The following is an 18,891-nucleotide window of genomic DNA, read 5'->3' as shown; positions in this document are numbered from 1 at the left end:
GGCACACGGCCGATATCCCGCAGATACGAGCGCACCAGGTCCGTTCCACCGGCCAGCGCGGTGTCGCGGTCAGCACGAAGGATCGGAACAGAAGGCATCAGTGAAAACGAATTACGAAACCCAGGTGTTTCGTAAAGCTGTTGCGGAACCGTATCACTTTTTTCTGATGAGCAAAATGCTTTTGGGCACAGCGCTGAGATGGCCGCCGAACGACTGCAAAAGCTGATTGCCCAGGCGGGGGTCTGCTCCAGGCGCCGCGCTGAGGAGCTGCTCAGGGACGGCCGCGTCACCGTCAATGGCCAGCGGGCCCAGCTGGGGGACAAGGCCGATCCCAACAGCGATGCCATCAGCCTCGATGGCCAGCCCCTCGGCGCCTCCGCCGAACCGATGGTGCTGCTGCTGAACAAACCCGCCGGGGTCCTCAGCAGTTGCTTTGACCCCGAAGGCCGGCCGATCGTGCTCGACCTGCTGCCGCCCGAGCTGGCCCGGGGCCAAGGACTGCACCCGGTGGGGCGCCTGGACTTTGAGAGCCGCGGCGCCCTACTCCTCAGCAACGACGGGGCCCTCACCCTCCAGCTGACCCATCCGCGCTATGCCCACAGCAAGACCTACCGGGTCTGGGTGCAGGGACAACCCAGCCAACGGGTGCTGGATCAATGGGCCCGCGGCGTCAGCCTCGATGGCCTGCCCTCCCAACCGGTGCAGGTCAGAAGCCTCAGCAGCGAACAGGGCCGGACCCTGCTGGAGCTGGTCATGGGCGAAGGGAAAAACCGTCAGATCCGCCGCACAGCAGAGCTTCTGGGCCACCACGTCCTCGATCTGCAGCGCATCGCCATCGGCCCGATTCATCTCGGAGCACTGCCAGAGGGTCGCTGGAGACGAATAAACGACCAAGAATGGGATTAAGAAGCTGATCGGCCGGAATGCCTCGGTTCGCCCTGTCCATCCCAGGTCTGGCCCGCTTGATGGGCCGGGGTAACAGCGGCGGCGATGCCAGCCCTGACAGCCCTGAGGTGGAAGACCCCTTGCTGGAGGTTGGCCGGCGGCTCAAGAGCGAACGGGAGTCCCGAGGCCTGAACCTGCGGCAAATGGCCCTGGAGACCAAGATCAGCACCCCCGTGCTCGAGGCGCTGGAGCGGGGTTGGCGCGATCGCCTGCCGGAGGGGGCCTACCTCAAGTCGATGCTGCCGCTGCTGGAGGAGTACCTCAACCTGCCCGGCGGAAGCCTGGCCGCAGCACTCCCACCGGAGAGCGAGAACGCCGCGGCCAACGCCAATCGTCTGCAGCGCTTCACCCCGGGCTCGATCGATGTCTTCAGCAGCTGGCAGGGCACGGTTCTCTACGGGGCCGTCACCCTGGGGCTGATCTACGGCCTGAACCTGCAGCAGCGCCAACTTGCCGCGGCCAACCTGCTGACCCTCAATCCGATCCCTGCCCTCAAACCCAGCGAGCAGGCCAAGGCGGTCCAAGCCGGAGACAACCTGCTGGTGGCCTATCCCGATCTGCGCCCCCTCGAGCGCGCCCAGCGCGGCAGCGGTCAAAGCGCCCTGCGCCAACCACTCCCGGCCCCCGAAGGTCCCGGGGTACTGGAGCTGAACCTCAGTCAGGCCAGTTCCCTCAACCTCAGCAGTGATGGCGGACAACGCAGCCAGCTGAGCGGCAGCAAGGGACAGCTGGTGCTGCAGCTGCAGCCGCCCCTGCGCCTCTCCGTCTCACCGGCCCCGAAAACCGGCGAGGTGATCTGGAACGGCAAGCCCCTGGCGGCCCTGCCCAAACAGCCAGAGCAGTTTCAAGTGCCGGCTCCTCAGCCGCCGCGCCCGTAGCGCCGCGCCAACTCGGCGTAGCCCTGCAGTGGACCCTCCAGCGAAGCAATCGACTGGCCCAGGCGCCATTGCCAATTGCCGTCTGTGGTCCCCGGGGTGTTGAAGCGGGCCTCATCCCCCAGGTGCAGCAGATCCTGCAGCGGCACCAAGGCCCATCCGGCGCTGGTGGCCAGGGCCAACTCCAACAGCTGCCAACCCGGGGCATGAACCGGGCCGGTCAGGGCCTCCACCTGGGCCCGTTGCTCAGCGCTCAGCTGCTGCCACCAACCGATACAGGTGGCGTTGTCATGGGTGCCGGTGTAGACGACCCAGCGCTCTCCCTCGATGTTGCTGGGGAGATAGGGGTTGCCTGGATTGCCGTCGAAGGCGAACTGCAGGATCTTCATCCCTGGCAGGGCGAAGCGATCGCGGAGGGCCTCCACCTCGGGCGTGATCACCCCCAGGTCCTCGGCAATCAAGGGCAGCGGAGCTGGCAACAGGCGCAGCAGGCTGGCCCCTGGGGTGCGCTTCCACACGCCCCGCTCCGCGGTGTCATCGCCACCGGGAACGATCCAGGCGGCCTCCAGGGCCCGGAAGTGATCAATCCTCAGCAGATCAACCACCTGCAGCTGCCGCCGCAGACGCCGCCGCCACCAGCGGAAACGGCTCAGGCGATGCAGGGGCCAGCGGTAGACCGGCGTGCCCCAGAGCTGGCCGGTCTCAGAGAAGTAATCCGGCGGAACACCGCTCTGCTGCAGCAGGCGTCCGGAGCGATCCAGCGAGAACAGGCGGCGGTGGCTCCAGACATCGGCGCTGTCATGGGCCACATAAAAAGGGATGTCACCGATCACCTGCACCCCGCAGCGGCGGGCGTGATCCAGCACCCCCTGCCACTGCTGCTGCAGCTGCCACTGGAGCAAGGCCTCCCGCAGCAAGGACGGACCATGCTCCTGATCGAAGGCCTTCAGGGCCGATCGCTTGCGGCCGGCCAATGCAGCGGGCCAGGACCACCAGGGCTGGCCCCCGTGGAGCTGGCGCAGCACGACAAAGCGGCAGTGATCCACGAGCCAATAGCGCTGCTGATCGCGCCAGGCCGCAAAGGCCTGCTGGGTGGGCTCGTCCCAGCTTGGGTAGTTCTGCAGCAGCGCCTCTGCCAGGGCTGCGGAGCGGCGCTTGGCGAGATCAAAGTCCAGTCGCCCGGGCTGCCCGCCAGTGGGAATGGCGCTCAGATCCTGCTGCGGGAGCAGGCCGGCCTGCACCAGGGCATCGGCATCCAGACACCAGGGGTTCAGGGCGAAGGCGCTGGGGGCGCTGTAGGGGGAGCCCAGGCCGTCGGTGGGGGCCAGGGGCAGCACCTGCCAGGCCTGGATGCCCTGGCTGGCGAGGGCATCGACCCACTTGTGGGCGGCGGCCCCAAAGGTCCCGCAGGCCGGTGTGCCCGGCAGCGCCGTGACGTGCAGCAGGACCCCAGCGCGCCTCATGGGTTGGGGAGCTTGTAGCGGCTGATGATCCGCTGGGCAAAGGCGGGGATATGGGCCTCCACCTTCTCGGGGTGATTACGCCGCAGCCAGAGGGCATTGCGGGTGAAGTGCGAATCAATCGAGAAGCGGCCGTACTCCAGGCCCTGGGGGCCAAAGCGCCCGACGAAGCAGCCAATGATGTTGGCCAGCCAAATCGGCAGCTTCAGCGCCTTGTCGTAGGCCTCAATGCCCTGCTGCACGGCCGCCTGGCGTTGACCGCGACTGGTCACCGGAGCCACATCCAGTTCCGCCTCCACCAAGTCCAGCAACTGCTGACCGCGGGGGTTGCGCACCGTGAGCCATTGCCGGCCGAACGTCGCCCCCATGTAGCCAACCACCAGGTCCGCACCGGCGTTGGTGTAGTCAAAGCAGCTCAGACAGCTCGGCGCGAAGACGTTTTTGAGCTTGGGCGTATCCAGCCCGAAGAAGGGAACCGTCTCCTCGCGGCCATCGCTGTGGCGGAAGTGGATCCGGAAGTCCTGCATGAACTCGTAGTGGACCACGGTCTCCGGGGAGCTGACCGTGGTCTCCAGGAAGGTCTGAAGCCCCTCGCGCGAGACGTTGTCAGTGCAGGGAAGCCCCAGCACATAGAGCTGATCGAGGGGCAGGGTGGACTCCACCGCCCGCAGGGCCTGGATCTGGCAGCCCACGCCGATGGCCAGCAGCTTGCGGATGCCACTGCCGGGGAGCTGCTCCAGCACCTCCAGGTTGGGGGAGAGGGTCGGCTTGTTCACCCGGGCACTCAGCACCTCCTCTGGGGTGCGGGCCAGCCGTGGCACCGGAGTGAAGCGATCGTCCTCGCTTTGCCCCACGCAGAGCACGGCATCCACCAGGCCGCTCTCGAGGGCCAGGACTCCAATGCGGCTGGCGATTCCGGTCCACTGGGCACCGGCGATGGGCTGCTGCAAACGGGCGGTCAGCATCCGCTGCTGCACACCGAAATAGAGCTCGTCCTCGTTCTCCAGGTCGCGGCTGCGGCCATGGGCCGCGGTCTCCATCGCCTCAAAGCGCTGGTTCAAAAAGGCGCAGCTGTCCTTGACATAGGCCACCCAGCGGCTGTCGCAGAGACCGCATTGGCTGCAGAGGTCCTTGGCTGGATAGGTGCTGCCTTTCGCCAGGGGCCGAGCCCTGTCATGGGGCAGCGAGGAGCCTGGAGATGAAGCAGCGAGGGACAACGACTTGGCCGGGCGAGGCCACAACCTATCTGGCGTGAGCGCAACAACGGCGTCAGCCCCAGGCGACCTACGTCAAAGTGGTGCGTCTTTCAACGCCGCCCGTCCATGGCCACCGCTGGGAATCGCCCGCAGCGCAGTGCTCGCCAACGGGCCGCGATTCGCCTCCTGGCCGCCGGCGCGGGGATCGTCGCGGGCCTGGGTGCCCTGAGCCTGGTCTGGCCCCTGCAGGACCACTCCGCCAAAGAAGACGGTCCTCCCAGCGCCGAGGCCCTCGCCGAACAACCGAGCCAGGCCCTGAACGTGCTGCTGATTGGCTCCGATGCCGACCGTCAGGGGGCCATTTCCAACGGAGCCGCCCCGGCTGGCCCCGCCAACAGCGATGCCCTGCTGCTGGTGCATGTCGATCCCAACGGCCCAGTTCAGGTGATGAACCTTCCGATCGAAGGGGCCGTTCGCTTACCCGGTGACGCCACGCCGGTGCCCCTCGGCAGCCTCTACCGCCGCGGGGGGGCCGCCCTGGTGGCCAGCGCCAGCGCGGAACTGCTGGGTCTGGCCGATGGAGCGCCCGAGCGTTATGTGGTCATCCCCCGCACGGCCCTGCGGGAGCTGGTGGATGGGATGGGACGGCTGGAGCTGGCGCCGGATCGGGCGATGGCCTACACGGATCAAAGCCAGAAGCTCACCATCGCCCTGCAGGGGGGCCTGCAGCAGCTCAATGGCACCCAGGTGGAGCAGTACCTGCGCTTCCGGGACCCGATCAATGGTGAGGAGCGCCGGCGCGATCGCCAAGAGCAGGCCATCGCCACACTGCTGCGGCAGATGGGTCAGGCCGCCCAGCTCAAGCGCCTGCCCTCGCTGATTGCCGAACTGCGGCCCCAGGTGGACACGAACCTCACACCCCAGGAGGTGCTGAGCCTGATGGCGGTGGCCCTGCAGCCGGGGCAATCCGTGCAGTTCCAGAGCCTCAGCCTGCGGCCGGCCCTCAATGCGAAGGCATCGATGCGGGAGCTGGAGGAGCAGCGGCTGCAACCGCGCTGGCCGTAATCAGGCGCAGGCGCAACTCCGCCAGGGCCTCTGGGTCCGCCGGCGAGGACGGCAGGTGCCCCAACCAGGGCAGGCCTTCGGCGCGGCGCTCCGCCGGTCTCCAGTCCCCGCCCCACTGGATCATCCCGACCAGGGGAACCCGGTAGTGGCGCAGCAGCGCCCAGTGGCTGCGGGCTAGGCCGGCGGCACGGTCCGCCTCACTGCAGAGCAAGCAGGTGGGCAGGCGCCAGGCCCCCAGGAGTTCTGCCCAGCACTCCACGGCGCCCAGGGGCTGCGCGGGATCGATGTCCAAGGGCTGGAGCCAGCCTGGGGCTTCTGCGCTGAGGGCCAGCAGGGACGCTTGAGGATCGCTGTGCCACGCAGGCATCAGCCGCCATCCCGTGAGGTCCGCCAAGGCGGAGGCCGAGGTGCCCATGCGCCCCCCTGGAGCCACCAAACACACCCCTGAGGCAGCGCTGGAGTTCGAGCGATTCATGAAGGGATCGGGCTCCAGGGTGCTGACCGCGTGCCGGGCGGCTTCTACGATCAGGGTTCTACCGTCCAGCCAGCGGCCCCGTGACCAGTTTCCTGACCGCAGAACGGGTCGATCAGGCAAGCATGGGCCATGACACCAAGCGCCTGCGGCTGTTCAGCGGCACCTCAAACCAGGCCCTGGCTCGAGAGATCGGTGCCTACCTCGGGGTCCCGGATGGCCCCCGGGTGATCAAACGCTTTGCCGATGGCGAGCTCTACATCCAGATCCAGGAATCGATCCGAGGCTGCGACGTCTTCCTGATCCAACCGACCTGCGCTCCGGTGAACGATCACCTGATGGAGCTGCTGGTGATGGTGGATGCCTGCAAACGGGCCTCCGCCCGCCAGATCACCGCTGTGATCCCCTACTACGGCTACGCCCGGGCTGACCGCAAAACCGCGGGCCGCGAGTCGATTACGGCCAAATTGGTGGCCAACCTGCTGGCCAAGTCCGGTGTGGATCGGGTGCTGGCGATGGATCTGCACTCCGCCCAGATCCAGGGCTATTTCGACATTCCCTGCGACCACATCTACGGGTCCCCGGTGCTGGTGGACTATCTGCGCGGCCGCGACCTGGGCGATGTGGTGGTGGTCTCCCCCGACGTCGGTGGCGTGGCCCGGGCCCGGGCCTTCGCTAAACAGCTCAATGACGCCCCCCTGGCGATCATCGACAAGCGCCGCTCCGGCCACAACGTGGCCGAGAGCCTGACGGTGATTGGCGATGTGGCCGGCAAGACCGCGATCGTGATCGACGACATGATCGACACCGGCGGCACGATCTGCGCCGGCGCGCGCCTGCTGCGTCAGAACGGAGCGACCCAAGTGCTGGCCTGCGCCACCCATGCGGTCTTCTCGCCACCGGCTGTGGAGCGTCTCTCCGAGCCCGGCCTGTTCGAGGAGGTGATCGTCACCAACTCCATCCCCCTGAGCGAAGACCGCCGCTTCCCCCAGCTGCAGGTGCTCTCAGTGGCCAACATGCTCGGTGAGGCGATCTGGCGCATCCACGACGAGAGCTCCGTTAGCTCGATGTTCCGGTGAAGCGCAGGCTGGCCCTTGCCGTCAGCCTGGTGCTCTCAGGTCTGTTGGCCTCCCTCGCCGCTGAGGCGAAAGAACCAGAGCCCCGGCGGATTGGGGTCTGGCTCACCAACAGCCCAAGCCCGCTGTATTACTCAAAACAGCGGATTCAGGAGGCCGTCGAGGAGCTCAGCGTGGCTGGCTTCAACACCCTCTACCCCAACGTCTGGAGCCGCGGCACCACCTTCCACCGCAGTCGCTGGGCGCCCATGGAGCCCGCCCTGCTGCAGAGCAACCCCAACCTCGATCCGATTTGCCGCTTCACCGAAGCCGCCCACCGGCGCGGCCTGCGGGTGATCCCCTGGTTTGAGTACGGCCTGATGGAGCCGGCGGATGCCGCGGTCGTGCGGCAAAACCCGGAGTGGGTGTTGCAGAACAGCTCCGGCATCAGCACGGTCTCGATGCATGGCAAGGAGATGGTCTGGCTCAACCCGGCCCACCCCGGGGTCAAGGAACGGTTCCTGGGGCTGATCGGCGAGATCGTCCAGCGCTGCAAGGTCGATGGCATTCAGCTCGATGACCACTTCGCCTGGCCGGTCGAGCTGGGCTACGACCCCTACACCCGAGCGCTCTACCGCCAGGAGACCGGGCAAGAACCGCCCGAGCTGCACACCGATCGGGCCTGGATGAACTGGAGACGGCGTCAACTCACGGGGCTGCTGCGGGAGCTGCGCCGCACCCTGAAAGACAGCGGCCTGGGGAGCCCCTACGTCAGCCTCTCCCCCGGACCCTTCCGCTTTGCCTACAACCATTGGCTCCAGGACTGGGAGATCTGGGCCCTGGGGGGCCTGATCGATGAGCTGGTGGTGCAGAACTACGCCTATTCCCTCAGGGGGTTTGAGAAGGATCTGCAGCAGCCCGCCCTGACCAAGGCCAGCAGTTGGGGCATCCCGGTGGAGATCGGCATCCTTGCGGGCTTTGGCGGACGCACGACGGAGTTCCCCGACCTGAGCGAACGGGTGAAATTGGCCATCGCCCGCGGCCACGGCGTCATCTACTTCTATTGGGAGGGGCTGTGGGGAGCCCACGCCGGCCCCGAGGGCGGAGCGCTACGGCGCGAAGGGCTGAAGCGGCTCCACCAGTCCCTGCCCTAGGCCGGCTGCAGGCACTGATCCACCACCTCGCGGCTATTGGAGGAGAGCGGCGCCTCGGACAACTGCTGCAGCGCTTCACGCATGCGCTCTGAGCGCTCTGGGCCATAGCTCTGCCAGCGGCTGAAGACCTTGGCCATCCGCGAGGCGGTAATCGGATTGCGTTGATCGACGGCCGCAATCTGCTCGGCCATGAAGCGATAGCCGCGGCCATCGGCCCGGTGGAACTGGCTGACGTTGCCGGCAAAACCGCCCAGGACCGCCCGCAGGGAATTCGGTGCCGCCGGGTCGAAGCGCGGGTGTTCCAGCAACTGCTGCACCCGGGCCACCCCATCGCCAAAGGGGGTGGCGGCCTCCAGGCCAAACCAGGCATCGAGGATCACGGGCTTGTCCTGCCAGCGGTCGTGGAAGGCCTGGAGTGCCGCGCTGCGCTCCGGACTCTCAATGGACTGCAGGGCCCGCAGGCCAGCGCGGGCGAGGGTCATCGAGGGTCCCGAAACCGCCTCGGCGGCCTCGGCGCGGATGGCCGCATCCCCAGCGGCGACCCGCCAACTCCAGACGGTGGCGGTGAGGTCCCGGTCGCCCACACCCTCCGGCCAGCTCTTTTGCCATTGGTTGCGGCAGGAGGCCAAGACCGCCTCCAGGGGATCCTTGAGCTCCTCACCGAAGCGGGTGCGCAGGGCCAAGGCCGCCTCAAACAACGCCGGCGGATCCACCTGGCCCTGTTGAGCCAGGGCCGCATCCTCCAGCTCCGGCAGGCCAGGGAAGGCCATCAAGGCACTGCGGTAGGAATCGCCCAGGTCTCCCTCCAGCAGGATTCGCTCAAAGGCGGCCACCAGGCCTTCTTCCAGCTCATCGTTGATCGAACCGGCCGCCCGCTCCAGCAGGGCCTGACGCAACAACACCTGGCCGGCATCCCAGCGGGAGAAGGACTCGCTGTCGCAGGCCAGCAGGTGGAGTAACTCGTTGGTGGGGCGCTCCATCGCGATGCGAACCGGGGCTGAGAAGCCGCGGGGCAGCGACACCGCCGGGGGGTGTGAGTGGGCCTCGAGCCCGACAAACAGCAGCGACTGCTCTTCGCGATCGATCACAAACAAGCGGCTGGCGCTGCCCCAGGCAGCAGGCAATTGCGCGGCGGCCACGTCCTGGGCGTGCTCACCCGGCAACTGGAGCGGCAGCGGATCACCGCCCTGGCCCACCAGGCCCAGCACCAGGGGAATCACCACAGGTTCCTTCTGGGGTTGGCCCGGAGTGGCGGGGGTGGACTGGCGAATCGTGAGCTGCAGGGTGCCGGCATCGCCATCCCAGTGGCGCTCGATCTGCAGCTGGGGTGTTCCGGCCTGGCTGTACCAACGCCTGAACTGCTGAAAATCAAACCGGGGCAGGTCGCCAGCCGTCTTGGCGGCATCCTCCATGGCCTGTACAAAGTCCTGGCAGGTGGCGGCGGTGCCGTCATGACGGCTCACATAGAGAGCCATGCCACGCATGAACGTCTCCTCCCCCAGCAGGGTGTGCAGAACGCGGATGACTTCTGCGCCCTTCTCGTAGATCGTCGTTGTGTAGAAGTTGTCGATGGCCTGGTAGTGATCCGGCTGGATCGGATGGGCCGTCGGACCGGCGTCCTCGCGGAACTGGGTGTTGCGCAGCAGCGCCACGTCTTCAATGCGCTTGACCTCGGGTGAATGCAGGTCCGCCGTGAAGCTGGCATCGCGGAAGACCGTCAGGCCCTCCTTCAGCGAGAGCTGGAACCAGTCCCGGCAGGTGATGCGGTTCCCCGTCCAGTTGTGGAAGTACTCGTGGCCAATGACGCTTTCGATGCGCTCCAACTCGCCGTCGGTGGCGGTCTCCGCGTCCGCTAGGACCAACTTGGAATTGAAGATATTGAGACTCTTGTTCTCCATCGCGCCCATGTTGAAGTGGCGCACCGCAACGAGATTGAACTCGTCGAGGTCATATTCCAAGCCGTAGCGACGCTCATCCCAGGCCATCGAGCGCTTCAGCGACGCCATCGCGTGGGCCGTGAAGCCCGCATCTCCAGGCTCGACGTGAATCCGCAGTTGAACCGTTCGGCCGCTGCAGGTCACGAATTGATCGCGCACCTCCTCCAGGGCACCCGCCACCAGGGCGAACAAATAGGAGGGCTTGGGGAAGGGGTCATCCCAGACGGCGTAGTGACGGCCGGGTTCCCCTGGGAGTGAACCGGTCTCCAGGCAGTTGCCGTTCGAGAGCAGCACCGGGCAGCTGGCCAGGTCCGCTTCGATGCGCACCCGAAAGCGGCTGAGCAGATCCGGGCGATCCGGGTGGAAGGTGATCCGCCGAAAGCCCTCGGCCTCGCATTGGGTGGTGAAGAGGCCACCGCTGACGTACAGCCCCTCCAGGCTGGTGTTGGTCTGGGGCTGAATTCTGACCCGCGTTCGCAGCCGGCAGGCCTCTGTCGGTGGCTTGAGCAACACCAACTTGCTGCTCTCCAGGCGATAGGCCTCTGGCGCCAGGGGCTGGCCGTCAAGCTCAATCGAGAGCAGCTCGAGTTGTTCCCCCAAGAACTCCCAGGGAGCCGCATCCGCTGCAGCTCCTGCGGGAACCAGCTGGAACTCCGCCTCGACGACGGCATGGTCGGCATGGAGCTGGAACAGCAGCTCGGTGTGCTCGATCGTGAACGGAGCCGGGCGGTAGTCAGCGAGGCGAACGGTGGCCATGCGGGGGAAGAATCACCAAGGAACGGGACCCCGCCCCGTCGCCACGCTGCAGCCCATCTGGGAGCCGAGCAGAGCACCGAGGGGAATCGCCCATGCCCGACCATCCTGGCGGGAGAGGGCATAGGCCGCCGCCCCACCGGTTAATCCACCCAAAAGCCGACCGGTGTTGCAGGAGACCGCCGGGGCCTGAGCGACCGGAAGGGCTCTGGTTTGGCGCTCACGCCAGGTTGTTTCCTGTCGAGGCCTCCGGACCGGCCTCCAAACCTGATGGTGATGCTGCCTGTGCCAGCGCTCGCCATGGGCGAACGCTGGAGCAGGCAGCAGGCTCAACACGGGGGACAGCGCTGCGCAGATCAGCAGCAGCGTCAACGGAGAACGAGAGGTCATCGAATCAGTCCAAAGGGGACCTCTTCAGACAAGCTCCGGCGCTGCGGTGATCTCTGACTGAACGCCCCCTGAAGGACGACTAAATGCGACTCAGGGCTTCTTGGCCGGCTTCTGGGGTTGTGCAGCGCGGCCTTTGACCGCTTCCTCAACCTTGGCCTTCACATCGGCTGGGACCTCGTTGGGGCAGACCTCAACGGCACCCAAGACCGCCGAATTAATCGAACCGCGGCGCAGCTCTTCGATCGAGAGGGGTTTGTTGCCCACCTGAGCGATCTGGGACTGATGCCCCCCTTGAATCACCTGGGCGATCGTCTCACCAGCAATCGCCACGGCCTTATCAAAGTCCGTATCTGCAGCCCGGGCGATGCAGACATTGAGTGCCGCAATGCGGGTGTAGAGGTTCATCTCTGCCTCCGTAGCCGGAGCCGCCTGGACCGGCAGTGGTGCGATCCAGAGCACCACGGGCAGGAGGACGAGGCCCAGGTGAATCCGAGACAGGCGCACGCGAACAGCAGCAATTGGCTCTAATCCTGATGCACGCCGCACCGAGGGGCACTAGTCGTCGCTGCGCAACGGAGGACCAGCCTCCTCAACCCGAATTTCGTGGTGGGTTTCCACCAGCTCCAAGTTGCCGTCACGCCAGGAATAAATCGAACGCGCCCGGAACTGGTCTTGGTTCACCAGACGGATGTGCTCAAGGATGTCCCACTCCTGGTAGTGCGACTCAAAGACCACCTCATGCTCATCCGCCTGGCGGATCTGACTTTTGGTGGGGGAGCCGCAGAGATACCCCCGACTGCGGCGCAGCTGATGGCCGCAGAGGGTCGCGTCCATCGTTCCCTCCCGGACATAACGGGGCTTGAGCTCAAAAAAGTCGTATTCCTTCTCTGGCCACCAGGTGAAGCGATAACGGGGTTCCGATTCGACCTGATCCTCAAAGGTCTGAACCCTGAGGAACATGTCCACCCGCAGGACTTCATCGTCCGGGAAAAAGTATTGGCGGCGCGAGCGCCATAGCCCCAGGTTTCGGTTGAACCAACGCCGCAGGGTGTTATCGAATTGGATAGGGCGCCTTCCTGGAGCAGAAGGCGCCCACGAGACCGGATGGACTCGCGTCGATAGCTCCCGATGATGGACCACTGGGACTAAGCGAACAACGACTCATCACAGTCGTCATAGCGAGGCCTGCAGGTCTTGAAAAACCCCCATAGGGTGAAACAACAATTTCTCCAGGTTTCATCCTCCGGTGCACCCTGTTGGGGATCCGATCCCCGCTGGCAACGATTTGATCCGTAGCGATGGCACGGAAGGCCTTGAGGCGCCCATCCAAGGCAGCGTGGATGGCTGGGCAGAACCCGATGACGATGACTCCCCGCAACGCCGCCGTCTGAAGTTGTTGCTGGTAGCCGGCACCCACCACCGGGCCAGCGCCGATGTGCGAAGCCTGGTGGCGTTTTTGGAACGGGAAGACTTTGGCTTCGAAGTCGGCCTGGAGCTGGCGGACCCTGCGCAACGTCCGGAACTGTTGGAGCTCCACCGGCTGGTGGCCACCCCAGCACTGATCAAGCTCGAGCCCGCTCCCAAGCAGGTCTTTGCGGGCAACATGCTGCTGCAACAGCTGCGCAACTGGTTGCCGCGCTGGCAGCAGCTGGAGGTCGTGAGCGGACTGGGCATGAGCCTCCGGCCCGCGGAGAGCGATGGCAGCCGAACGCAGCGGGAACTGCAACTGGAAGACCAGGTCCTGGTGCTGCGCCAAGAAAACGAAACGCTGATCGAACGCCTACGCGGCCAGGAGCGTCTGCTGCGAATGGTCGCCCACGAATTGAGAACCCCCCTCACGGCCTCCAAGCTGGCGCTGCAAAGCCTGAACCTCGGGCAAATCGATCAAACCCGCTTCCGCGATGTGCTCGATCGGCGCCTCGACGACATCGAGCAGTTGTCGAAAGATCTGCTGGAGGTGGGAACCACCCGCTGGGAAGCCCTGTTCAACCCCCAGCGCATCGCCCTGGGCCCCCTCGCCGCGGAGGCCATTCTTGAGCTGGAGAAGCGCTGGGTGGGCCGAGGCCTCGAGCTGATCACCGATATCCCAAGCGACCTTCCCGATGTCTATGCGGACCAGCGACGCATGCGACAGGTGTTCCTCAACCTGCTGGAGAACGCCTTCAAGTACACGCCCGACGCCGGGCAGGTGCGCATGTCCATCTTTCACCGCACCAGCCAGTGGATCGAGGTCAGCGTCTGCGATTCCGGCCCGGGGATTCCTGTCGATGAGCAGGAGCGGATTTTTCAGGATCGGGTACGCCTCCCCCAGACCTCATCCACCACCTCAGGCTTTGGGGTCGGCCTCTCGGTCTGCCGGCGCATCACGGAAGTGCACGGGGGGCGGATCTGGGTGGTTTCCGAGCCGGATGAGGGTGCCTGCTTCTACTTCACGGTGCCCGTCTGGGACGGCCAAGGGGCCAGTTGAGTTGCAGGTCATGACCTTGATTGACGAAGGGACCCTCCGACCCGTAATTTCTTTCCATCGGACGCAGCGGTCAAACGCCAAGCGCTGCAAGGGAATCTGAATTCCTTTGTCATCCGAGTCCTAGCCCCCATCGTCTAGAGGCCTAGGACACCTCCCTTTCACGGAGGCGACAGGGGTTCGAATCCCCTTGGGGGTATCTCAAAGACAAGCGGCTTCGGCCGCTTTTTTTGTGTCAACCGCTCAGCGGATCAGACCAGCGCTTCTCGGCGCTGAGCCTCGGCCTGCACAGCACGCAAGTTGGCGGCCAGATCTTCCTGCAGGCGCTGTTCAATCAGCCCGATCGGCATCCCGACGCAGCCCTGAACCGTTAATTCGTAGAGCAGGGTTGTGGTCTCTCCGTCGAAACCAATAGTCCAAACCCCATCAAAGCGGCGAAAATCCCCCTTCAACATCGTGAAGGTCAGCTGCCGAGCCTCGGGATGCTCCGTGAGCTCGAGCTGCACCCTGGCCTTGAACTGCATCCCCATAAAGCGCTGGGCCCCCTCCTGCTCCAGGCCAACGACGGAACCACGCCGCCAGAGCAAGCGTGAGGTCTGGAGATTGGGGATGAAGCGGCTCAGCTGGTCGTAATCCGTCAGGACCGCCCAGATCCAGGTCGGATCAATGGCCAGGCGAAGCTGAACCGCAAGCCGGCGGGTGCCGCCTGGCAAGCGCTCCATCTCCTGCTGGATGGTGTCAAGCGAGCAGGCACCCTGGCCTGAGGACGCTGCATTCAGCGGTTCACTCAGCGCAGAGGTCGAATCCGGTGGCACCGACAACTGTGTCAAGGAATGCGCCGGGGGGGCTCAAGCTCAAGAAGCGTCAACCTAGCCCGCTCCGGAATGCAACGGAGAGAGGCCTCTGGCGCTTGAAGCTCTGCGGATTACCTATGATCGCGCGCGTCCATAGGGCAGAAGAGATTCATGCGTGTTTCGACCGCTACATCCAGCCGCAGCGACTCCCGCATGTTCACTGTGGTTGTGCAGGGGTATGGCAGTGCCCACCCCCGCAATGCCGAGCGGACGATCAGCGTTCCCTTCTCTCGCCTGCAGGCACTGATGCAATCCATCAGTCAGATCGGTGGGACGATCGTTTCGGTCACCCCCTCCTCTGAGGCGCCTGCTGCACCTGCCCCCGCGCCCGCGGCCAAGCCGGCTCCCGCCGCTGCCGCCAAAAAAGCCCCCGCTAAAAAAGCTGCTTCTGTGTCACACGCTGCCGTTCCGGTCAATCTCTACAAGCCCAAGACCCCTTTCCTGGGCACCGTTACCGAGAACTACAGCCTGCTGGGCGAAGGTGCGATCGGTCGCGTGAACCACATCACCTTCGACCTCAAAGGTGGTGATCCCCAGCTGCATTACGTCGAAGGTCAGTCCATCGGCATCATTCCCGATGGCGAGGACGCCAACGGCAAGCCCCACAAACTGCGTCTGTATTCGATCGCCAGCACCCGCCACGGCGACGACCTGGCTGATGACACCGTCTCCCTCTGCGTGCGTCAGCTGCAGTACGAGAAGGATGGCGAAACCATCAACGGTGTCTGCTCCACCTTCCTCTGCGACATCGAGCCCGGCGCCAAGGTGAAGATCACCGGTCCGGTGGGCAAGGAAATGCTCCTGCCTGAAGACGAGGAGGCCAACATCATCATGCTGGCCACCGGCACCGGCATCGCGCCGATGCGCACCTACCTGCGCCGGATGTTTGAGCCCGCCGAGCGCGAGAAGAACGGTTGGAACTTCCGCGGCAAGGCGTGGTTGTTCATGGGTGCACCCACCACCGCCAACCTGCTCTACGACGACGATTTCAACCGCTACGAGCGTGAGTTCCCCGAGAACTTCCGCTACACCAAGGCCATCAGCCGCGAGCAGAAGAACGCCAACGGCGGCCGGATGTACATCCAGGACCGCGTCAGCGAGAACGCCGATGAGATCTTCGCGATGATCGAAGACCCCAAGACCCACGTCTACATGTGCGGTCTGCGCGGCATGGAGCCCGGCATCGACGAAGCCATGACCACGGCCGCTGCGGCCAAGGGTCTGGATTGGTCCGAACTGCGTCCCAAGCTCAAGAAAGCCGAGCGCTGGCACGTCGAGACCTACTGAGCCAACGCCTCAGGTCAGCCTTTGCTCAAAAGCCCGCCTCGGCGGGCTTTTTTTGTGACGTCCGGATGCGTCCCCCAGTCAACGCCGTTAAACCTGGGGGACGCGCGCATCGCCCATGCCGGCCCAGCAAACCAACCCTCTGCGGGTAGGCCTTCGACAAGAGCGTGTCATCTCACCCCAGTGCCTGGTGATCTTTGGCGCGAGCGGTGACCTCACCCATCGCAAGTTGATCCCGGCGCTGTTCGAGCTGTTCCGCCAACGCCGATTACCAACGGAGTTCGCCATCCTGGGCTGCGCCCGCAGGCCCTGGAGTGATGAGGACTTCCGCGGGCGCATGGCCGAGGCGATGGCCAGCGAAATCCAACAGCACCAGAGCGCCTGGGAGCAATTCAGCGGCTGCCTCTTCTACGAGCCGGTGGACCTGCAGAAGGACGAAGACGTCGTCAAATTGGGGACGCGACTCGAGGCCCTCGATCGGCTCAAGGCCACCCGCGGCAACCGAACCTTCTATCTCTCGGTGTCACCGGCCTACTACGGCAGTGGTTGCCGGGCCCTGGCCAACGCCGGTCTCCTCCAGGATCCCGGCCGAAGCCGGGTGGTGATCGAGAAACCCTTTGGCACGGACTACAGCAGCGCCCAAACCCTGAACCGCATCGTCCAAAGCTGCGGCAAGGAATCCCAGATCTTCCGAATCGACCACTACCTGGGCAAAGAGACCGTCCAGAACATCCTGGTGTTGCGCTTCGCCAACGCCATCTTTGAGCCGATCTGGAACCGGAATTACATCTCCAGCGTCCAGATCACAGCGGCGGAAACCGTCGGCGTGGAAGAGCGGGCCGGGTACTACGAAACCAGTGGTGCCCTGCGGGACATGGTGCAGAACCACCTCACCCAAATGCTGGCCCTCACCGCAATGGAAGCGCCCGGGCACTTCGACCCGGAGGCCATTCGCAACGAGAAAGCCAAGGTGCTGCAGGCGGCCCGGCTCGCCAATGAAGACGAGCCCTGGAAATGCTGCGTGCGCGGGCAATACAGCCGCGGCGGCAGTCCGGCCAGTCCCCTAGCGGGCTACCGGGAGGAACCGGGGGTGAATCCCGACAGCACCACCGAAACCTATGTGGCGATGAAGCTGTTCATCGACAACTGGCGCTGGCAAGGGGTGCCCTTCTACCTGCGTACGGGCAAACGTCTACCCAAACGCCTCTCAGAAGTTGTGCTGACCTTCCGCAAGGCTCCCGTGCAGCTCTTTGATGCGGCGGGTGGCACCCCGACCGCCAACCAACTGGTGCTGCGGATCCAACCGGATGAAGGCGCTGGCTTTGTCTTTGACGTCAAAGCACCCGGCTCGGGCATGCGCAGCCGACCGGTGGACATGCACTTCAGCTACGAGGAGAGCTTCGGTGAGCCCTCCGATGAGGGCTATGTCCGCCTTCTGGCCGACGCGATGCTCGGCGATCCCACCCTCTTCACCCGCAGTGATGAGGTGGAGGCCGCCTGGAGGCTCTACACCCCCTTGCTGGAACTGATTGAGGACGCCCCAGCCCGCCTGCCGGTCTACCCCTACGAAGCCCGGACCTGGGGTCCCGCCGCCTCCGATTCCCTCCTGGCCGAGGACGGCCTGATGTGGCGACGCCCGTAATTCCTGCTTTTCGACGTTCTGTTCTTCAGCACTTGCCATGGCTCCCCAACTCACCCTCCAGGCCCCCATCGAGATGGCTCCCCAGGAGGTCCCGGACTATCTCAACCGGCTCTGGAGTGACCATCTCAAGGACTCCAGCGGCGCCTCCACCTTCACCCTGGTGGTGTGGGAGCCCTCCTGGCTGCAGCAGCAGCTGATTCGAACCGGCCGTGCGGATGGTCCCTTGAGCGGGCTGCTCAACGATCAACTGCTGGAGGCCGCACGACGGGCGAGCAGCGAGCTGGGTCTTCCCACCGGCACGGCTCCCACCGCGCCCCAGGTGGCCTGGGCCCTCGGGCAAGAGCCCGGGCAACACAGCGCCGAGGATCTACGCGGGCAATTCGTTGACCGTGCCATCAGCGCCCACCAACCCCGGCGCCTGATCACCCTGGCCCCCACCCTGGCGGCGGATCAGCAGTTGCAGTCGATGGTGGCGGCCTACTGCCCCCTGCCGGAAGAGCGCGGCACCACGAGCGATGCCTGCGGTGATGTGGTGGTCCTGCGGGGTGGCATGGGAGCGATGTCCCATGGCTTGTCGATGCTCCAGGAGCTGATCCCCTCAGACCTGCCCTGCTGGGTCTGGTGGAACGGGAGCATGGATGAATCACCCGAGCTCCTCGAAGGGTTGGCAACCGTGCCGCGCCGTTTGGTGGTGGACAGCTCCATCGGCGAGCCCAGGCGCTGCCTCGATCTACTGGCCCAGCGCATTGCCCTCGGCCAGGCCGTCAACGACCTCAACTGGCTGCGGCTGCGGACCTGGCGGGAATCGCTGGCGATGGTCTTTGACCCCCCGAGCCGCCAGAGCGCCCTCGATCAGGTGGTTCAACTGGATATCGATGTCGAAGGGCAGCATCCGGTCAAAGGACTGCTGCTGGCCGCCTGGATTGCCGATCGGCTCGGCTGGCACCTGGTGAGCAGCTTCTGGATCGATGGTTCCAGCCCAGCGGAGCGAGGGATCGGGGCTGAATTTCAGCGCTCCGATGGCCAAAGCGTTCAGTTCCGCCTGATGCCCGTCCCAGTCGGCATGAGCAAGGTCCATCCCGGGGCCCTGGTCGGCCTGCGCCTGATCTGCGCCCCGCCGAACCGCTCGCCCCTCTGCGTGATCCTCTGCTCGGAATCAGGAGGCTGCATGCGTCTGGAGGCCGGTGGCGTCGCCTCGATGGAACTGGCCGAGGAGGTCGTGCCCCTGCCCAACGAAAGCGAGGAGATGGAAATGGCCCGCCTGCTGGGGGGAGGACATGACAGCACCAACCCCCTGATGGCCGCAGCCGTCGCCCTGGCTGCCAAGCTGCTGCCCAGTTAGGAC

The 18,891-nt window shown here is 65.3% G+C and carries 16 protein-coding genes and 1 tRNA gene; 10 read left to right on the top strand and 7 right to left on the bottom strand.

Annotated features, from left to right (window positions below; all coding sequences use genetic code 11):
• The first annotated feature begins 198 nt into the window (after window positions 1–198).
• Both QZ186_RS04780 and QZ186_RS04775 read left to right on the top strand, forming a co-directional pair.
• Complete coding sequence (locus tag QZ186_RS04780; RefSeq protein WP_010317874.1) at window positions 199–906, top strand: pseudouridine synthase; 708 nt, start codon at window positions 199–201, stop codon at window positions 904–906.
• 17 nt (window positions 907–923) lie between these two features.
• Entirely contained in the window at window positions 924–1,823 is a 900-nt protein-coding gene (locus QZ186_RS04775) for a helix-turn-helix domain-containing protein (RefSeq protein ID WP_296416034.1), read from the top strand.
• Here QZ186_RS04775 and malQ read toward each other — a convergent pair.
• The gene (gene malQ / locus QZ186_RS04770) at window positions 1,805–3,283 is read right to left on the bottom strand and encodes a 4-alpha-glucanotransferase (RefSeq protein WP_296416033.1); all 1,479 of its coding nucleotides are present in this window, start codon (window positions 3,281–3,283) and stop codon (window positions 1,805–1,807) included. The two genes, QZ186_RS04775 and malQ, sit on opposite strands and share 19 nt — an antisense overlap.
• The gene (locus tag QZ186_RS04765; RefSeq protein ID WP_296416032.1) at window positions 3,280–4,497 is read right to left on the bottom strand and encodes a Coenzyme F420 hydrogenase/dehydrogenase, beta subunit C-terminal domain; all 1,218 of its coding nucleotides are present in this window, start codon (window positions 4,495–4,497) and stop codon (window positions 3,280–3,282) included. Before QZ186_RS04765 ends, malQ begins: the two co-directional genes overlap by 4 nt.
• A 105-nt stretch (window positions 4,498–4,602) precedes the next feature.
• Between QZ186_RS04765 and QZ186_RS04760 the strand changes: the two genes are divergently transcribed.
• Window positions 4,603–5,541 carry an LCP family protein gene (locus tag QZ186_RS04760; RefSeq protein ID WP_296416031.1) on the top strand — a complete coding sequence of 313 codons (939 nt, stop codon included), beginning with the start codon at window positions 4,603–4,605 and terminating at the stop codon, window positions 5,539–5,541.
• Here the strand turns inward: QZ186_RS04760 and QZ186_RS04755 are convergent.
• Window positions 5,480–6,016 (bottom strand): hypothetical protein, encoded by a 537-nt coding sequence (locus QZ186_RS04755; protein ID WP_296416030.1) that lies wholly within the window; start codon window positions 6,014–6,016, stop codon window positions 5,480–5,482. The two genes, QZ186_RS04760 and QZ186_RS04755, sit on opposite strands and share 62 nt — an antisense overlap.
• 80 nt (window positions 6,017–6,096) lie before the next feature.
• Here QZ186_RS04755 and QZ186_RS04750 point away from each other — a divergent pair, with 80 nt between their 5' ends.
• Together QZ186_RS04750 and QZ186_RS04745 are read left to right on the top strand one after the other, a co-directional pair.
• Entirely contained in the window at window positions 6,097–7,092 is a 996-nt protein-coding gene (locus tag QZ186_RS04750; protein ID WP_010317880.1) for a ribose-phosphate pyrophosphokinase, read from the top strand.
• Complete coding sequence (locus tag QZ186_RS04745; protein WP_296416029.1) at window positions 7,089–8,222, top strand: family 10 glycosylhydrolase; 1,134 nt, start codon at window positions 7,089–7,091, stop codon at window positions 8,220–8,222. The genes QZ186_RS04750 and QZ186_RS04745 overlap by 4 nt, the downstream gene beginning before the upstream one ends.
• On the opposite strand, the gene pepN is transcribed toward QZ186_RS04745, so the two are convergent.
• The 3 genes from pepN to QZ186_RS04730 all read right to left on the bottom strand — a co-directional run bounded on the left by pepN (window position 8,219) and on the right by QZ186_RS04730 (window position 12,268).
• Entirely contained in the window at window positions 8,219–10,915 is a 2,697-nt protein-coding gene (gene pepN, locus QZ186_RS04740) for an aminopeptidase N (RefSeq protein ID WP_296416028.1), read from the bottom strand. The genes QZ186_RS04745 and pepN overlap by 4 nt on opposite strands.
• 477 nt (window positions 10,916–11,392) lie before the next feature.
• On the bottom strand, window positions 11,393–11,806 hold the full coding sequence (locus tag QZ186_RS04735; protein WP_247479124.1) for a cAMP phosphodiesterase: 414 nt from the start codon (window positions 11,804–11,806) through the stop codon (window positions 11,393–11,395).
• Window positions 11,807–11,857: 51 nt separating this feature from the next.
• Window positions 11,858–12,268 (bottom strand): hypothetical protein, encoded by a 411-nt coding sequence (locus QZ186_RS04730; protein ID WP_363159473.1) that lies wholly within the window; start codon window positions 12,266–12,268, stop codon window positions 11,858–11,860.
• 370 nt (window positions 12,269–12,638) lie between these two features.
• Between QZ186_RS04730 and QZ186_RS04725 the strand changes: the two genes are divergently transcribed.
• Window positions 12,639–13,769 carry a histidine kinase gene (locus tag QZ186_RS04725; RefSeq protein WP_296416039.1) on the top strand — a complete coding sequence of 377 codons (1,131 nt, stop codon included), beginning with the start codon at window positions 12,639–12,641 and terminating at the stop codon, window positions 13,767–13,769.
• Between the two features lie 123 nt (window positions 13,770–13,892).
• Window positions 13,893–13,965 (top strand) — tRNA-Glu (locus QZ186_RS04720).
• A 52-nt stretch (window positions 13,966–14,017) separates the two neighbouring features.
• Here the strand turns inward: QZ186_RS04720 and QZ186_RS04715 are convergent.
• Window positions 14,018–14,488, bottom strand: a complete 471-nt coding sequence (locus QZ186_RS04715; protein WP_247479729.1) for an SRPBCC family protein — start codon at window positions 14,486–14,488, stop codon at window positions 14,018–14,020.
• 243 nt (window positions 14,489–14,731) lie between these two features.
• On the opposite strand from QZ186_RS04715, the gene QZ186_RS04710 reads away from it, so the two are divergent.
• The 3 genes from QZ186_RS04710 (at window position 14,732) to QZ186_RS04700 (ending at window position 18,888) form a co-directional block, all read left to right on the top strand.
• On the top strand, window positions 14,732–15,907 hold the full coding sequence (locus tag QZ186_RS04710) for a phycobilisome linker polypeptide (RefSeq protein WP_010317887.1): 1,176 nt from the start codon (window positions 14,732–14,734) through the stop codon (window positions 15,905–15,907).
• Window positions 15,908–16,022: 115 nt separating this feature from the next.
• A complete protein-coding gene (gene zwf, locus QZ186_RS04705) occupies window positions 16,023–17,546 on the top strand; it encodes a glucose-6-phosphate dehydrogenase (RefSeq protein ID WP_247479126.1) in 1,524 nt (507 codons plus the stop codon).
• Window positions 17,547–17,583: 37 nt separating this feature from the next.
• A complete protein-coding gene (locus QZ186_RS04700; RefSeq protein ID WP_010317889.1) occupies window positions 17,584–18,888 on the top strand; it encodes a glucose-6-phosphate dehydrogenase assembly protein OpcA in 1,305 nt (434 codons plus the stop codon).
• Window positions 18,889–18,891 lie beyond the last annotated feature (3 nt).

Origin of the sequence: Vulcanococcus sp. DEBay_Sum29NL08_54 (assembly GCF_017859255.1) — a bacterium.
Taxonomy (GTDB): Bacteria; Cyanobacteriota; Cyanobacteriia; order PCC-6307; family Cyanobiaceae; genus Vulcanococcus.
The sequence above is the reverse complement of the archived record's forward strand: the minus strand, read 5'-3'. Positions and strand labels throughout refer to the sequence as shown.

What these genes read in the sequence shown, in the direction of transcription:
- QZ186_RS04755 (WP_296416030.1), bottom strand. Translation starts at nt 6,016, where the DNA reads ATGAATCGCTCGAACTCCAGCGCTGCCTCAGGGGTGTGTTTGGTGGCT.
- QZ186_RS04700 (WP_010317889.1), top strand. Translation starts at nt 17,584, where the DNA reads ATGGCTCCCCAACTCACCCTCCAGGCCCCCATCGAGATGGCTCCCCAG.
- pepN (WP_296416028.1), bottom strand. Translation starts at nt 10,915, where the DNA reads ATGGCCACCGTTCGCCTCGCTGACTACCGCCCGGCTCCGTTCACGATC.
- QZ186_RS04715 (WP_247479729.1), bottom strand. Translation starts at nt 14,488, where the DNA reads ATGGAGCGCTTGCCAGGCGGCACCCGCCGGCTTGCGGTTCAGCTTCGC.
- zwf (WP_247479126.1), top strand. Translation starts at nt 16,023, where the DNA reads ATGCCGGCCCAGCAAACCAACCCTCTGCGGGTAGGCCTTCGACAAGAG.
- QZ186_RS04775 (WP_296416034.1), top strand. Translation starts at nt 924, where the DNA reads ATGCCTCGGTTCGCCCTGTCCATCCCAGGTCTGGCCCGCTTGATGGGC.
- QZ186_RS04760 (WP_296416031.1), top strand. Translation starts at nt 4,603, where the DNA reads ATGGCCACCGCTGGGAATCGCCCGCAGCGCAGTGCTCGCCAACGGGCC.
- QZ186_RS04780 (WP_010317874.1), top strand. Translation starts at nt 199, where the DNA reads ATGGCCGCCGAACGACTGCAAAAGCTGATTGCCCAGGCGGGGGTCTGC.
- QZ186_RS04710 (WP_010317887.1), top strand. Translation starts at nt 14,732, where the DNA reads ATGCGTGTTTCGACCGCTACATCCAGCCGCAGCGACTCCCGCATGTTC.
- malQ (WP_296416033.1), bottom strand. Translation starts at nt 3,283, where the DNA reads ATGAGGCGCGCTGGGGTCCTGCTGCACGTCACGGCGCTGCCGGGCACA.